General features: G+C 56.3%; 18 protein-coding genes. 1 reads left to right on the forward strand and 17 read right to left on the reverse strand.

Annotation, left to right across the window (positions count from 1 at the left end):
• Window positions 1-15: 15 nt before the first annotated feature.
• The 11 genes from ACOI2T_RS22880 to ACOI2T_RS22930 all read right to left on the reverse strand — a co-directional run bounded on the left by ACOI2T_RS22880 (window position 16) and on the right by ACOI2T_RS22930 (window position 8356).
• On the reverse strand, window positions 16-561 hold the full coding sequence (locus tag ACOI2T_RS22880) for a hypothetical protein (protein ID WP_409503672.1): 546 nt from the start codon (window positions 559-561) through the stop codon (window positions 16-18).
• On the reverse strand, window positions 558-821 hold the full coding sequence (locus ACOI2T_RS22885; RefSeq protein WP_409503673.1) for a hypothetical protein: 264 nt from the start codon (window positions 819-821) through the stop codon (window positions 558-560). The genes ACOI2T_RS22880 and ACOI2T_RS22885 overlap by 4 nt, the downstream gene beginning before the upstream one ends.
• Before the next feature lie 115 nt (window positions 822-936).
• Entirely contained in the window at window positions 937-2037 is a 1101-nt protein-coding gene (locus ACOI2T_RS22890) for a hypothetical protein (protein WP_409503674.1), read from the reverse strand.
• Window positions 2038-2044: 7 nt separating this feature from the next.
• The gene (locus ACOI2T_RS22895; RefSeq protein WP_409503675.1) at window positions 2045-2263 is read right to left on the reverse strand and encodes a hypothetical protein; all 219 of its coding nucleotides are present in this window, start codon (window positions 2261-2263) and stop codon (window positions 2045-2047) included.
• Window positions 2264-2271: 8 nt separating this feature from the next.
• A complete protein-coding gene (locus tag ACOI2T_RS22900; RefSeq protein WP_409503676.1) occupies window positions 2272-2784 on the reverse strand; it encodes a hypothetical protein in 513 nt (170 codons plus the stop codon).
• Window positions 2775-3881 (reverse strand): hypothetical protein, encoded by a 1107-nt coding sequence (locus tag ACOI2T_RS22905; RefSeq protein ID WP_409503677.1) that lies wholly within the window; start codon window positions 3879-3881, stop codon window positions 2775-2777. The genes ACOI2T_RS22900 and ACOI2T_RS22905 overlap by 10 nt, the downstream gene beginning before the upstream one ends.
• A gap of 4 nt (window positions 3882-3885) precedes the next feature.
• Window positions 3886-4773 carry a phage distal tail protein gene (locus ACOI2T_RS22910; protein WP_409503678.1) on the reverse strand — a complete coding sequence of 296 codons (888 nt, stop codon included), beginning with the start codon at window positions 4771-4773 and terminating at the stop codon, window positions 3886-3888.
• Window positions 4770-6467, reverse strand: coding sequence for a phage tail tape measure protein (locus tag ACOI2T_RS22915; protein ID WP_409503679.1), 1698 nt, complete (start codon window positions 6465-6467; stop codon window positions 4770-4772). Before ACOI2T_RS22915 ends, ACOI2T_RS22910 begins: the two co-directional genes overlap by 4 nt.
• A gap of 199 nt (window positions 6468-6666) precedes the next feature.
• Window positions 6667-7005: a hypothetical protein gene (locus ACOI2T_RS22920; RefSeq protein WP_409503680.1), complete on the reverse strand. Its 339-nt coding sequence runs from the start codon at window positions 7003-7005 to the stop codon at window positions 6667-6669.
• A gap of 12 nt (window positions 7006-7017) precedes the next feature.
• Window positions 7018-8193, reverse strand: coding sequence for a phage tail tube protein (locus ACOI2T_RS22925; RefSeq protein ID WP_409503681.1), 1176 nt, complete (start codon window positions 8191-8193; stop codon window positions 7018-7020).
• Window positions 8183-8356, reverse strand: coding sequence for a hypothetical protein (locus tag ACOI2T_RS22930; RefSeq protein ID WP_165618244.1), 174 nt, complete (start codon window positions 8354-8356; stop codon window positions 8183-8185). Before ACOI2T_RS22930 ends, ACOI2T_RS22925 begins: the two co-directional genes overlap by 11 nt.
• A 77-nt stretch (window positions 8357-8433) precedes the next feature.
• On the opposite strand from ACOI2T_RS22930, the gene ACOI2T_RS22935 reads away from it, so the two are divergent.
• Window positions 8434-9414 (forward strand): hypothetical protein, encoded by a 981-nt coding sequence (locus ACOI2T_RS22935; protein ID WP_409503682.1) that lies wholly within the window; start codon window positions 8434-8436, stop codon window positions 9412-9414.
• Window positions 9415-9759: 345 nt separating this feature from the next.
• On the opposite strand, the gene ACOI2T_RS22940 is transcribed toward ACOI2T_RS22935, so the two are convergent.
• From ACOI2T_RS22940 to ACOI2T_RS22965, 6 genes are all read right to left on the reverse strand, one after another.
• Complete coding sequence (locus ACOI2T_RS22940; RefSeq protein ID WP_409503683.1) at window positions 9760-10230, reverse strand: hypothetical protein; 471 nt, start codon at window positions 10228-10230, stop codon at window positions 9760-9762.
• A gap of 2 nt (window positions 10231-10232) precedes the next feature.
• Window positions 10233-10571, reverse strand: a complete 339-nt coding sequence (locus ACOI2T_RS22945; protein ID WP_409503702.1) for a phage protein Gp36 family protein — start codon at window positions 10569-10571, stop codon at window positions 10233-10235.
• 109 nt (window positions 10572-10680) lie between these two features.
• Window positions 10681-12000, reverse strand: coding sequence for an IS256 family transposase (locus tag ACOI2T_RS22950; protein ID WP_064961518.1), 1320 nt, complete (start codon window positions 11998-12000; stop codon window positions 10681-10683).
• Window positions 12001-12089: 89 nt separating this feature from the next.
• Window positions 12090-12626: a hypothetical protein gene (locus tag ACOI2T_RS22955; protein WP_409506452.1), complete on the reverse strand. Its 537-nt coding sequence runs from the start codon at window positions 12624-12626 to the stop codon at window positions 12090-12092.
• Window positions 12627-12631: 5 nt separating this feature from the next.
• Complete coding sequence (locus tag ACOI2T_RS22960; RefSeq protein ID WP_409506453.1) at window positions 12632-14410, reverse strand: hypothetical protein; 1779 nt, start codon at window positions 14408-14410, stop codon at window positions 12632-12634.
• A gap of 19 nt (window positions 14411-14429) precedes the next feature.
• Window positions 14430-14804 (reverse strand): hypothetical protein, encoded by a 375-nt coding sequence (locus tag ACOI2T_RS22965; protein ID WP_069427966.1) that lies wholly within the window; start codon window positions 14802-14804, stop codon window positions 14430-14432.
• Window positions 14805-14827: the final 23 nt, after the last annotated feature.

Below are 14827 nucleotides of genomic sequence, written 5' to 3' on the forward strand. Positions count from 1 at the left end.
TCGTCTCCTATTTACCTAGTTTCCCAATAACCAATCCACCAGTCCCTGAACGGTTCTCAGCAGTCCCCCAACTAATCCACCTTCTTTTTCAGGATCGGGTGGACCGCTTGTTGTCGGTTGTGGCGATGTTGGCGATGAAGTGGATTGAGGAGTAGGTGCGACCGGAGAAACATTGCTCGAAGAGCTACTACTCGATGAACCGTCAACACCAACAAAGCCACAACGGTCAAAGGCGGCAGCATCACGCTCGGCAACTGGTTTGAGCAGTATGTTCGCGATACACAGCATGTATCGTTGTGTTTTTTCATGCTGTCTCACGTTGTCGGCGAGCGCGCGGGCTAGTCGTTCCTCGCTCTCCCGCTGCCGGTCAGCATCGTCCTTATCTCGATTGATCACCAGTTGACGGACACTGTGGGCGAGGTCTGCGGTCTGCTGGCTGTTATTAAAAACAATGCCGAGGATAATAAAGTTCGCGATCAAACTGCCCAGAACCGCACCGATCTTAATGCTCTCACGGTAACGAATGAAGTTTGTGGTTATCTTGGATAGGATTGCTTTCATTGCTTCCCCTGCGTCATCTGTATGAACGCGATAACGAGGGTTCCGATGATGCTGAGTGCTGTACCGATGACAATGAATCCCTGTTTCATCACCGAGGCCCAATCGGACTTCGAACGCGGTACGTCCTTCTGCGCCATACCGCGTTCCTCCCGATCCTTCTGGATGATGATGTAATCTTCAATCGGCTTCAAACGATCGCCGATGGCCTCGATCATCTTCGCTAGCTCTTTGTTTGTGTACTTTGGCATTGCAAATTCCATACGGCGCGTCCTTAGGGAGCTGCCTCCTTGGCAGTTAGTGCGCCAGCCAGGTTCTTGACGTTGGTGCTGACTTTGACCAGGAGATCGTGGTCGTTGATTGGGTTTAGAGTGTCCATTAGTTATGCCCCAACAGTATTAGCTCCGAACCTGCCGCATATAGCCCTGTGCCTGTAGGTAGTACGGCATCGATACGCGTGATCTGCCCTGTAGTTGTATACCATTTTCCAGTTATCTCAAGGATAGGTACAACAGCCGATCCAGTACCGTTTGGCCGCATAGCATGACCTATACATAGCTTTTCTGCTCCAGCAACATTAAATATATCTAAATCAATGGTATGCATCTCGGCTGTTGCGCCCCCGATGTTCATATCGATATTTGATATATTACCGAGTGTGGACTGACTACCATTTATGAACCTGTTCACCGCATAGCTTCCCGCCGAGTCGTTGTTGAATCGGATACCGGGTGCGATTGTGCCTCCTGCATTTAGCGCAATAAGCTTCAATTTCAAATACTTTCGTGCAGGTAATGAGGTAAGAGAGATAGTCGATGCCGATGTTGTAAGCGTCGTCCTGCCGATCTCTTCCCACCAGATACCAGTACTGAAATCGACCTTCGCCGATGTCACCGATGTGGCCGCAAGCTTCGCAGTGGTGATCGAGCCATCGGCCACAGCAGAATTCACCAGTCCAGTGATACCGGTCCGCACATCCGAGATATTCGCGTTCACCACGCTCGTAGATCCAGCTGCCACGTTGATCGTCGCCAGCTTGATCCACGCAACCGCTGCTCCCAATGTCGACTGAATCGTCACATCAGGCATCGCCACTGGTGATCCCCCAGGCGTGCCAGCCATGATCTGAAACTTCAACGCGTTCGGGGAGTTGGCGCTACCAGTCGTCGTGACGGAGGTATCAACCCAGGCGACAACCGTGTCGATGCGCGGGTTGGTTGGGTTCGCCGCCGTCACTGCCACGTTCTCAGTAGCTGTCGTCCAGCCCCAAAATCCGTAATCACCACTAGGACGAGCCAGTAGCCCGTCCCCAACCGCGATGTCGACCGACATATTCGCACCGGCTCCGCGCTGAGTGACCTTCCACCCGTTGGCATTGAACGCCGTCGCTACACCTGGCCCGAACAGGCGAGTGAGATATTTATGCAGACCTTCTTGGTCGACGAGGGAGGGATTGAGGAAACTTACGAATCGGGCCATACAATATTTATTTAGCTTTCTTACTCCTCAATATAGCAGCAGGGATTTTATTTGTCAGGGCCTGTTTTTTGATCTTCTCGAATTCGGCTTCGGTGACATCGAGTTTCACCTCTTCTTTGACCTGGTCATCGGAAAAAAAGAATGTCGAGATCATGCCCGCGCCGGTCTCGACCGGAATCTGTTGTCCGCCTTCAGTGATGAGAATTCTTCTTTCAATCTGATCCATGGTCTCTCCTATTGTGGTTTTAATGCTGGTCGAGGGATGAGCATGCTGCCAGTGATCCAGTAAGTGTGCGTTACCGTGTCGTTGTTGGTGATCTGCATGATCACGTACATCTGACCGTTCGTGTCGCTCATGCCCGAGTTGTAGTAGTCAATCCGTTGGTTGGTAATCGGACTGCGCTCTGGCCCGACAAGCGCTGCGCCGTAAGGGACGGCATGGTCGTAGTCGTTCACATCTACCTTGACACTCCAGCGCAGACTCTCCAGTGTCGCCTTGTTGATCGCCTCCTTGCCGTCGTAATAGAACGGCAAGGAGATCGGCGCGAAGGTGAGGGCATAGTTCGCGGTCAAGCCCGATGGCACGGTGAACGGACCCGCGTTGAACTCGGTGAAGACCGCGTAGTTGATTGAGCCGTTGCCGATCTGCTGCGGCTTGCTGCGATACTCGTCGAACTCACGTCGCAGGCGGCGAAGTTCTGCTACCAGCGCTGACTCGGGTCGATCTTCTGCCTGGTTCATGCCCATCGCGTTACCTCCGGCGTCACCACCTCTGTGTCGTTGTCATCAATATCGAGCGACCACTTCTCTATGCGGTAGGTGCCATTGACGTAACCCACGAACGGATGGTTGTTCACCTTCACCGTGACCCGATCACCGATCTGATAGTCCGTCACATAGGGAGGCTTATTTCCATCCACGGTGAATCGCGGCACGCGGAGTGGCCGGCTCTTGGCGTTCTTATAGGCCTCGGCTGCATCGGTGATACCGCCATCGCTGTCATTAGTTCCGTTAGTTTGCAACGTTTCTTGACGCAATTGATAGTCAGTCTGAGACGGGATGTCCTCGGCGAAGCGGAAGACCTGTGTGCCGTCGTTGGCTCCCTCGCCCATCCCGCGTACCTCATTGGAGAGGTCGGTCGCATCATCCGGCGCATTGAACGTGAGGATGTTGTACGGCCATTCGAAGACGATGTCGGGTCGGTCAGAACCGATCACATCGTACGTGTTGAAGACCTTGTCATACGTGAACTCAATGTCGATCGGATCGGTCTCCAGCTCGGTCATCGCTTGCAGAGCGTCCTTGATATTCGTGAGACTGTACTGCTTGTCGTAGAGAGTGTCCGATCCACCAGTGAGACCACGAGTGATGCCAAAGTCGCCGTTCGTCAGTGCCTGACTTGCACTGATCAGATACCACGCCAAATCCTTGCGGCTCTTTGCCGTTCCATAGTCGGCAGTGTGGACTTCCAGTACCTGACCAGCCGGGGACTCGCCCGTCCGTCGCTTATTGAACAACCACAGGAAGCCGTAGGCGATGCAGTCAATCCGTTGATTGTTGTCATCAATGACCGGCTCGCAGTAGACCAACTGCCCACCCGATAGATAGGTACCAAGTCTTCGGACACGAACCTCGGTGCTGCCTGCGATCAAGATGGTTTGCGGATCGACTTTTGATCGCTCGCAGTAGTCCTCGAATTCGTTCAGGTCCAGGCTGAATCGGATTTCGTCAGGTTGGTTGCGGCTCTTCATAATCCGGCGGTTGTAGGCACGCCCGCTGTAATCAGCGAGCTGATTGCCATGTTTGTCCCAGAACTCGATGCTGTACTTTGACGACCACTTCATACCGCTAGACCCCTATGAACGCCGGGTTGAAGTTGATCGTGACGTAGCCAGTATCCGCACCACTCGACGTGTCGATGCTGATGCTGTTTGGTCCTGGCTCTAGTCCCCACCAGTCCGAAGTGGTTGTCTTCGTGCTGATGAGCGATGACGAACCGTTCAACAGGATCAGCTGGTTCTCCATGTCGATCTGGATGTAATCGCCGCTCTGAAGTGTGTGGTTGAGCTGGATGAACTTGCCAGTCGTCTGGTTAGAGAGAACAGGGTTGGTGAGCGGACCCGTCAGGATGATCCCGCCGTTTCCATCGGCATCGATCGTCGGAAAGGCCGTCGTCGTGCCGTTGTTCGTCAGGATCATCGTTCCACCTGTCGAAGCTGACGACACCGCAGGAATCGTGAACGGGATGATCAAGCCACCACCGACGGGGCGACTGATGTTGCCTGACGAAACCGCATCCTGGCCGTAGATCAGATTGCCGACCGCGGTCACCATGAACGAAGTGCTCACCGGGTTCTCGAGCGGCATGATGGGCTCGTTGAAGTATGCGTCGCAGTAGTAGCTTTTGCCGGCGAGCGTGGTGAAGCTGACCCGTATTGGTCGCGGGTTGCCGTTGGGATCGCGTTGGTTCATAGTCGCGGCGATGAAAGCCTGGCGTCTGAACTCGTAGTCCGCGTATGACTCCCCCACCTCTGCGAGGATCATCCCGACCAGCTCGATCAGCCGACCGTCGAGAAACTTTGCCGATACGGTGACGCCGTCGCGACCTGGGCGGGGATAACTCGTCGTTCTATGCTTCGGGCTCTCTAGCCCCTTGATGGGTGTCTGCAACAGGAAGCCAGGCACCACGTTGCCACCGGTCATCAGTTGGAAATCGCCGATGGAGAACTCTTTCATCTCGCAGCCCTCAACATGAAGCCCAGTTCGGCAAACGACTTGTCGTAGTCCATCTGGTTGTAGATGTGCTGTGTGACCTGAAGTTGTGCCCCTGATCCCGCTTGAGACAACGCCTGTCGCGTTTCAGCCGCCGTTTTGACCTGAGACCCACGTGGCAAGTTGACCAGCTCTGGACCCTCTTCACCGACGAGTGCGAGACCGCCTGGGGCGTAGTTGGTTCCACGTGCGAAGCGAGGGAACTTGACCTTCGGCGAGCCAGGCAAACCGGACAGGGCACCGTTGATAGCGCCTTCTATGAGGCCGATGATGGCGTTGCCGATGCTTTTACCGATACCTGCGAGTACGTCACCCCAGTTGATGGACTTGATGAAGTTCCAGGCGTTGACCGCAGCATCCTTGACCCAGTTCATCGCACCGACAAACGCATTGCCGATTGCTGCGAAGACCTGTCCCCAGTTGATGCTGGCAAGCCAGTTGATGATCGCCACAAACGCCTGAATCACGAGTACAGGCAACTTGATTGGCAATGTTGCAAAGAAGCCAATGATGAAACCAATGGCTTCCCAAAAGTGATCCTTGAGCCAGGTTACGCGGTCACCGATCCAGTTGAAGACGTTCGAGATGATGTCACCGATGGTTGAGAAGACCCCGCTGATGAATCCAGTAATCGGCTCCCAGTAGACGATGACAGCGGCAGCTATCGCGGCGATGAGTGCGATAACACCGCCGAACACTACGGCTGCTGTCGAACCGACGAGGGCGATGATGCCCGCAACCGCGCCAACCGCAGCGGCGAGGCCGAGAAATAGAGTGACGCCAATTGCTATGGCAGCGGCGAGCTTCTGATTCTGCTGGACCCAATTCGACACGGCAGTGATGATTGGCGTGACAGCCTTCATGAGCGGCAACAGTGCACTCTGTATAGCCGTACCAATATTCTGCTGGAGGGTAAGAGTGGCAGCGCCCACCTTGGACTGCTCTCCTGCGTACAGGTTTGCGAGCTTCGCCGCGTCTCCAACTTGCGCGTTAGTCTCCTTGAGAATGCCGTTGTAAAGGGCTTGTCGCACACCTGCATCAGTTGTGACCTTCTGTAGATCCATTTGGCTATAGCCGGCCTCGGTAAGGATTACCGACAGGTTCTTCGTCACGCCCGCGTTGTCGACCAGGATGCTGTTCTGGTTCTTAATACCTTCCGTGGCGCTCGCGACGGCCTGTCCGAACCCGAGTGATGCTTGTCTGTTGAATGCCGCGCTGTCCTTGAAACGCTCCATCAAAGTGATCGCTTGGTCGAGACTGAATTTCGATGCCAACAGGTTCTTGAGCCCCGTCGCGGCCTCCGTGACAGACATCAAGCCATCCTTGGCCAGATCCCGCGCCGCTTGATTAGCTCGGTTCTGATCAGCTCCGAACGCCCGTGCGACGGAGGATAGTCCAGTCAATGCACCCTGGAGATTGTTCGCAGCTGTGATGGTGGTGTCCATCGCTTGCATGGTTCCGCTGAAGGCGACACCAGCAGCGGCCGTGACCGCCGCGATTGGTGCCCAGTTTGCCCTGAGCTTGGCAATGATGCCGGTATTGCGCTCACTTGAGTCACTGACCCCATCGACGTTGTCGCGGACCTTCTTGAGAGTTGCCGTCGCCTCGTCTATTGCGCGGATAGTAAGAGTGAGTTCATTGTTGGATAGGGTTGGCATTACTGGCTTTTGGCTTTCGCAGCGCTTATCGTGCGCTCTATACCTATATATTCAAGGTCTCGCAAGATTACGTCAATAGGTGTCTGCGCGGCCTCTCGCGGAGAGACGTGCATGATCCGACGCCATTTGTACATCAAGTATTGAATCGACAGCGCCTGGTTGGAATCCTTACCGTCGTGCGCGGCGCTCAGCGCGACGATCAAGCTTTTTTTTCGGCAGGTTTCACCTGAGCTGTGGCGACGACGTTTAGCTTCGGCAATATCTTCTCAGACATGAAGTTGAAGTCCTCTGGGGAGAGACGACGCACATTATCGGAGGTGATCGGAGCGGGGTTGCCCGCATCGTCAACGAAGTTCCATGACTTGATAGCACCTGCCAAGATCGACGAGACTGGCCTCTTCAACTGACCCGCAGAATCAAAGATGTCCTCCGCCTGACCTCCGTAGACCGTGAGATCCAAGCTGACTAACGCTTTGTCTTCTGGTGTGCTCGATGGCAACTCAAATTCTTGTATATCCGACTTCGCAAATGATGGCATTCACCGTTCCTCCTATGAAGCAATGTTGTTGATGACCTCGACCTTGATGCCCTGGCCGTCTGACTGGTCGTAAACAGGGGTGTATTCAAGCTCGTAGTACTCGGACTCTTGGTCCTTGATCAGCGGCTTGTCACCGCCGGCAGTGATGGTCAGGTTGTTCATCGTGATCCGGCATTCGTATCCGGTCTCACTGAACATGCGGACCACGACGGCTTGCTTGGTCAGGGAGTTGAAGTTGCGGATCTCGTCAGGGTTGTAGAAGAACTTCTTCGCTTTGAACGTGTAGTCGACAGTCTTGGCGCGGACGAGGCGTGATGGATCGAACGAACCGCTCGACTTCGCGCCCGCGTCGTCTTCGAAACCATGGGTGATCGTGAACTCACTGCCATCTTCGAGCGGCGTATGAGTCGCGCTCAGGGCAGCCGCAGCCGTTGCACCATAACGGAACTCAGTACGAGACCACAGAAACGGCATGAGGACGTTGAGGCTTGGCGCAGCAGGTCGCAGGATCAGCATGTCCCCTGCTGTGACACCTGTTGGCGTGGTCGTGAATTTGACCGTGGTCGCAGTGACTTCATCAACCGTCACGTTCTGACGACTGTTGTCAGATGCCTTGACGATGGCCATGATGTCGCCAGCCACAAGGCCGGTAGCCGGTGCTGGATAGTTCGTTGGGGTTTTCAGCGTCACGGTATCGCTGGCAATGCTCGCGATCTCCGCGCCGAGGAATGACTTGAGAGCGGCTACCTTCACCTTCCAGCGGGCTTCGTTGTCCGTGAACTCAGGACTGATCTCGCTGGCCTGAACGCCGATGTAGCGGAACACCTGATTGCCGCTTGAGATGTCGACGGTGTAGCTGGCTGGCTTGGTGAAGCTCGCGGTGAACGGCCAGGTGTATGGACCACCACCAGACACCGATCCCCTCGTCAGCAGCATGTCGAACAGGCGCATTGTGCTGTTTGGTTCTGCCATGATCGTCACGTCGCCGCCGTGCGAACGGATACCTGGCGTGACCTGAAGACGAGCGAACTTATTGCCGAACACGCTGGTAGCCGTCTCAGGATTCATCGCAGTTTTCAGCGACTCCTCATAGATCGGCACATACACGTCGGGGATGACGGCAGTACCTTCGGTGACCTCCCGTTTTAACGCAAAATAGCCTTGGTTTGAACTAAGTTCACTCGACATCACCATCTTCCTTGTTTAGTTTTTTCGTCTTATCGCTCACAGGTTCAAGATTCGGGTTATCGACTGGCGTATCCGACTCGATAACCTTGCCAGCCTCCACGACACCGACACCTACGATAGTGAGGTCTTGGTCGGTTGTGTTTTTGTAGCGATAGGTTGTCATTACTTCTAATATCGAACAGGCCGCGTGTTTCGTCAATAGGATTATGGGTGTCGGTAGCTTGTGAGATACTGTGCTGCATGAATGACCAGGAGTTCTTCGCCACGCCGGTAGGCAAATCGGTACTGAGCTTTCTTCGGTACATGGATGATCTCAAAGCCATAATGAATCAAGCAGATCTCAGCAGGGCAGCAATGTTTGGCATCATTAACGTCTTCAAGAAAGAGCCGATCGACAGATCGAGACATGACGCGTTCATCCATGCTCTATATCTGGTGGGCGCTTGGGGTGCATTTGAAGCGTTCTTTGACGATTTTGTCGTGGCGATACTCAAGACGGAGCCTGACATACTCGATGAGGAGAGAATCAAAGACATAAAAGTCCCGATCAGCGACCTGCTGGCCGAAGGCGACGATAAGACGATGCGTGTCTACAAAGCCATCAAGGACAAGTCAGAGGCGCGCGATGGAGTCGCGAGGTTCGAAGCCATCCTGAAGGCTGTCCAGCTCAGTGCAGCCGTACCAGACCCGATAAAAGATGCGATCCATGAGTCCCGGCAGATCCGGCATGTTTGGGCGCACAAGGCCGGTGTCGCCGACGAGAAGTTCCTCAAAGTCACGAGCCAACTTGGCTTCTCGCTTGGAAACCAGGTCGCTATATCCAACGAACAGGCCCGTACGTACGTGGTGGGCATCTTCTTGTACGGGTCAATCATCTTCAACCGATGGCGGATTCGACTCGGCCTCAATCCCATCATCTCGAAGGCTGAAGAGGACCATCCACTGATGCAGGCCTATCAGACGCTGTACACGGACTATCAAACGACACCGCAACCGCAAACGCCCATAGTCGGCTGGTGGGCTGAGACACCTGAACAAGCCGCGGAAGCAAGGCAGACCCGGGGCTGGACCACAAAGAGACCTACACTTGCCGCGGATTCTGCACCAGATACGTCACCGTCAGCGTCAGATGCCCCTCCTGAGTCACCAGTTCCTCCGAGCGCGGAAGAACCCCAAGTTCAAACGTCATCGCCTGATTCAACTCAAGACCCGACGCAGTAAACCGTGTCAGGAGCGCATGTTTCAGCGTCTGGGGTAGATAATTGCCGGTCTCAGGGTCGCGCGCCTCGACGATGTCACGGATCTTCTTCTCAGTCAGGTCGACCTCGTCAGTCTCAGCTGTCCAGTCATCTGCCTTGTTGTAGATGATCTTCACCTGTAGCTCTTCGGTGACGCGCTGCAATCCGGTTGGGCCGTTGGCAATCTGGTCACTGTTCTTCACCACGCTCACGCACGGTAGGTTGAAGTCAGGGATCACGTCAGGATCGCCGTTGTAGTACGCCTTGAACTGGCTGCCGAACTCTTCGCGGAGGAACTCGATCAGTTTGTCGATGGGCTGTTGATACATCAGCCCGCCCTCGATTGGATCTTCTTCGTCAGTGCCCTGGCGATGATGTTCGTGACATCAGACTGCATGCCGTTGTAGACGCCGATCATGACGCGACGCGGGATCTTCTTTCGAGCCGCCGATGACTGGTGGTACTTGAACTTCGGGTCATCGTTGCTGATCGTGACGCTCATGTTCGACGGTGTCGATACAAAGCTGCGCTGCATCACGCCAGTTCGCACCAACACTGGCCTACCTGGATAACGCTTCGCCTTCTGTGCGGCGTAGGCAGGGCTCAGGCGCGGCCAGGTTTGACCGAGCACTCCACCACGCGAAGCGAACACCTGACCACTGAAGTACTTCTTGGCGTGGTTACCTACATCGGTCATCGCGCCCTTGAGGTCTTTCACATCGAGCCCGACGCCGGTCAGCATCTTTACGATCTCTTTGTCGCCTTTGACTTCCAGTCGCATGTCGAGACTGTCAGCCATAGCTAGAATCTGTCCCCCATATGAAACGCCCGTGGCGCATCCTCGTCAGGCCAGAACGAAATTCCTTCGCCACTCGTGATGACTTGACCATCGTCGTCAGTGATCGTCTGGTCCCCCATCTGAAGCGCATAGATCAGATCGCGCGCGGCCTTCAGCTTGTCCTTGCCGCGGTCGGTGCCGCGGTACGCGTTCTGAAGCAAAAGGCCGGCGGCCAGTTGGATGGTCAGGGTATGGATGATCTCGGGTACAGGGCTGAACGGCGTGGTGTACCGACTCGCCAGTGCGGTGTTGATCTCGGACTCAGCCGCGCGGCGCTGCTGGTCGATAGTGGTGTCGTTCAAGTTATGCGCGTTGTCGAAGCCAGCCTCTTTGCGGATCTCAGACAGACTCGCGTAGTGGCCGAAGTCGTCGCCCCGCGAGGAATTGTCAATACCTGTGGATCGGCGTGTTTCAGGCGACCTCCGTTCCGGCTTGCTGATCGCCGTCTGAGGGCGGTGTCGGTGGGGTGATTTCGGTGGGGCGTTCGAGCAGTTTGCCCTTGTGGAAGACCGCGCCGGCGCGGACCAGGGCGACCAGGTGTGGTGCGTTGACGGCACGCCAGCGGGCCGCGGCGGCGTCGATGAGCTTGTAGGCCATGGCCAGACCAGCCGCACGTGATCCCGGCCCCTTGGTGACCTTGGTTCTCAAACGTACTGTGGCAAAGGTGCTTTCGATCGGATTTGTCGTGCGTAGGTGGATCCAGTGCTCGGCGGGATAGTGGTAGAACTCCAGTAGGGTGTCCAGATCGTCGGTGATCTTGGCGACCGCCTTGGGGTACTTGGCCCCGAAGTCGACCGTGAAGGCCTTGACCGCGACCTGGGCCTTGTCGATATCCTCGGCGTTGTAGATCTCCTTGAGCGCCGACAACGCCGACGCGTGCGCTGATTTCGGCAGGGCGGCAAGCACATTGGCTTGCTTATGAAACCAGCACCGCTGTTCTTTGGTGGCCGGGAACACCTCGCGTACCGCTTTCCAGAAGCCGAGTGCGCCATCGCCGACGGCGAGCACGGGTGCGGTCATGCCGCGTCGTTTACAGTCGCGCAGCAGATCAGCCCACGACTCGGTCGATTCCCGGTAGCCGTCGGTGATCGCCACGAGCTCTTTGCGGCCGTCCGCGCGCACGCCGAGCATCACCAGCAGACACAGCTTTTCCTGGTCCAGGCGGACCTTGAGGTGGATGCCGTCGACCCACAGGTAGACGTAATCGGTGCCCGACAGGTCCCGGGCGGCGAACGCGCGGGCCTCGTCCTGCCACTGGCTGGTCAGCCGGGTGATCGTGGTGGCCGAGAGCCCGGCACCCGAGCCCAGGAACTGCTCCAGAGCGGGGGTGAAGTCGCTGGTGGACAGCCCGTGCAGGTACAGCAGCGGCAGCACTTCGCTCATCTGCGGTGACTTGCGTGCCCAGGCCGGCAGGATCGCCGAGGAAAACCGTTTCCGCTCACCGGTGTCGGGGTCGACGCGTTTGTCGTTGACTCGCGGTGCTTTCACCTCAACTGCCCCGGCTGCCGTCAGCACCTCGCGGGCCTGGTGATAGCCGTTGCGGACCACCAGCCGATGCCCCTTCTCATCGAGCTGATCGGCGAACTGGGCCACGTAGGCGGCGACCTCAGCCTTCAACGCGGCGGCCAGCATCTGACGGGCGCCGTCGCGGACGATCTCGTCCAACAACGACCGACCAGCACCGCCAGTGCTTTCGTTGGCCTCGATGGCATCGTGAACTACGGTGAGCATGGGCGTACCTTCCCGAACCAGCGCGCCAACGCCGGCTCATGATCGGACCTTCGGATATTCAGATCATCCTCGGGAAGGTGCGCCCACTTTCACGCCCCCTCACCGAGGCTCATCCACAGGTTCTGATCATTGCTCTCGCCCCGCACGGGCTGCGAATCGTCAAGTGACGTCTCGTCCTCAGTAACCGGGTTGTAGTAGGTGTAGCGGTACCAATAATTCGAATCGCCTGAGCTGTCGGTGTAGTAGGTCGTCTGCTGGTCGGGATCGATCTCACGGTCAACCAGGACAGTGAAGTTCTCATTGGCTGGCACGCTGCCGTCCACATTCGGCGCTCGGTAGATGCGGATCTTGTTCCCAACCACGCTTGAAACCGCTTCAAAGCGCCCGTGAGGCAAGGTAAGTGCTGAATCCAGTGTCACGGTCGTTGCGTCGTCGACGGACGCAATCGCGGCCTTCTCACAGCCTTCGCGGCTGAGTTGCCCGACATAGATCAGGTCGCCAGCTTGGAAACCTTGGGTGCTTTCGAACTTCAGCTCGGTAGCGTCTGCTGCCGCGCCAATGCTAAGGGTGGACCGTTCGCGGATGTTGATTTCGTTGAATGATTCGATAGCGAGAGTTGTTGGCACGCAGGTTATTTCCTTCTGGCTCTTAGTATCGTTTGACGCGTGCTGTTGGTCAATACCGATGAACCGCGCTGGCGACCCAATACCCCCACTGCAACAGTCGATTTCAGAGTTGATGCAGCATGACCGCCAAGGGTCTGCACACGCTTATCTGACACCAATGCCGTCGCGCCCACTGCGGACAAAGCTTGCGTCGAACGGTGCGTGGTTAAGACTGTCGGAATACTGTGCGTCTTGCCCGGTCCAAGCACAATAACGAAATCGACCCGAGACGTGATACTTACGTCGTCAGTCGCGAGCCAGTGGTGTTGGCCAAGGACACTGCTATCTGTAGCCAGACCAACCATCAACTCAGCAGGGGCAAAATGATGGTCGATAACCACGCTGCCATCATCGATCTGGGTTGAGAATGTCAAATCGGCGGTCGACATGACTTGGGATTGGCCGATTGCCACGCTATCCGTAGCCATCGATAACCGGATGTCTGCGGCGGCGAGGTCGTGCGCCTGGGCAATCGCGGTGCTATCCATCGCGGTGCCTACGCGCAAATCAGACGGAGCGATTGGGATGACACCGATCTCGACGGTCGAACCGTCCACCGACACACCGAACAACAGTGCGTCCGCCGAGATTTCATGCGTCTGCGTGACCGATATTTCGTCCGCAGACGATACCACCGTCACGTCCTGACTATCCATCTGATGGTTCTGCTCGAGTGTGATCAGATCCGCCGTTACTCCAATACCGAGGTCAGTTGAAGCAAACAGGTGGATCTGGCCGATAGTCGCCGTGTCGATGACCGGACCGATCGCCAGGCCGTGTGCTGTCAACATGAACCCTGACTCTTGCGCCGTCGTGCTGTCTGCAAACATCCCGAATTCCAAATGAGCCGGCGTCACCTGATGAACCTGGCTGATTGATGTTCCGTCTTCTGCCAGGGTGAGTGCCAGATCATCTGCTGCCAGTAGGTGCGATTGGCTGATGATTGCCGATCCCCCGGTAAGCGACAAGGTTGCGTCAACAGCGGTGAGAGCGTGGATCTGTGCGATGACCGTGCTGTCTTCGGAGACCGTGGCGCCCAAGTCGTCCGGTGATACATGGTGGATCTGTTCAACTGCTCCATCGTCCAGCGTTGGAGTAGATGTGATGTCAAGCGGGTCAATCTCATAAACCTGGCTGACGGTGCTTCCATCTGCCGACAACGCAACTGCCAGATCTGCGGGTGAAAACTCGACCGCAGAGTGATCCACCTCGATGGTCGTCGCATCAGCGCTCGTGCTCAGGCCGAGGTCTTCAGGATCCACAGTCACAGGTTCGCTGTAGGTGACATAGAAATCATGCGGACCGGCCGTCAGAGTGCTGGTGAACGTACTGGGCGTCGAGCTAATGGCGATCGTGGTTGAACTCAACCGGGTGCTGTTCGCGACGTTATCGCGCGAGATCAGCACGTTCGGACTACCCGCATCGAAGTGAGTCCCGATCCAGTAGTACGTGCCCGAGGTAATCGAGATCTGATTTGACGAGGTGAAATCGAGGATCGTCAGGGTCTCGGCTGTAGCCGTGAGGACTGCATCATCGGTGACAGCCAATAGCGTGTCGGGAGCGTTCGAGGAATCCGAATAGATCACCCCACGGATGGTCTTGCTGCCCGCGCCCGACAGCCACTGGCGGATACTCATGGTCTTGACGATGCCGTTGCTCGGAGCCATGTGCCGCGAGACAAAGATGCGCGGTCCGGTGACGGTGTTGACACTGCCGCCGTTGGATGTCTTGCCGAAGTTCTCCATAGGGGAAGTCCCCTACCGACTAAGCGACATCCGAGAGTTCAATGTCAAAACTGTTGATGGTAGCCGTGTTTCCGGTCGTGACAGGTTGACTCGTACAGGTCGTGACAGCCAATAGCGTGCTATTCGATACGTCGAGCAAAGCGATGTGCGCCGCGGTGTCGGTAGCAGTGATGGTTAAACCGGTCTGCTGTGCGACGGTGATCTTCCGACCACTCGTATCACCGTTCGCAGCCGTGAAATCGCTGCTGTCAACTGTCACGTTGGCCAGTGCGTAGGTTGCGTTCGCCTCCGTATACGTCGTTGGCTGGGTCGAACAGATCGTGATGCGGGTGCAGGACTGCGAGATGACCTCCAACATGTCGTCAAGAACGCCGTCAGGGATGTACTTACTCATCGTCCCTGTCCCTCCGTCACCCG

This window comes from Mycolicibacterium wolinskyi str. Jessa 2025, from assembly GCF_049241375.1.
Taxonomy (GTDB): Bacteria; Actinomycetota; Actinomycetes; order Mycobacteriales; family Mycobacteriaceae; genus Mycobacterium; species Mycobacterium wolinskyi.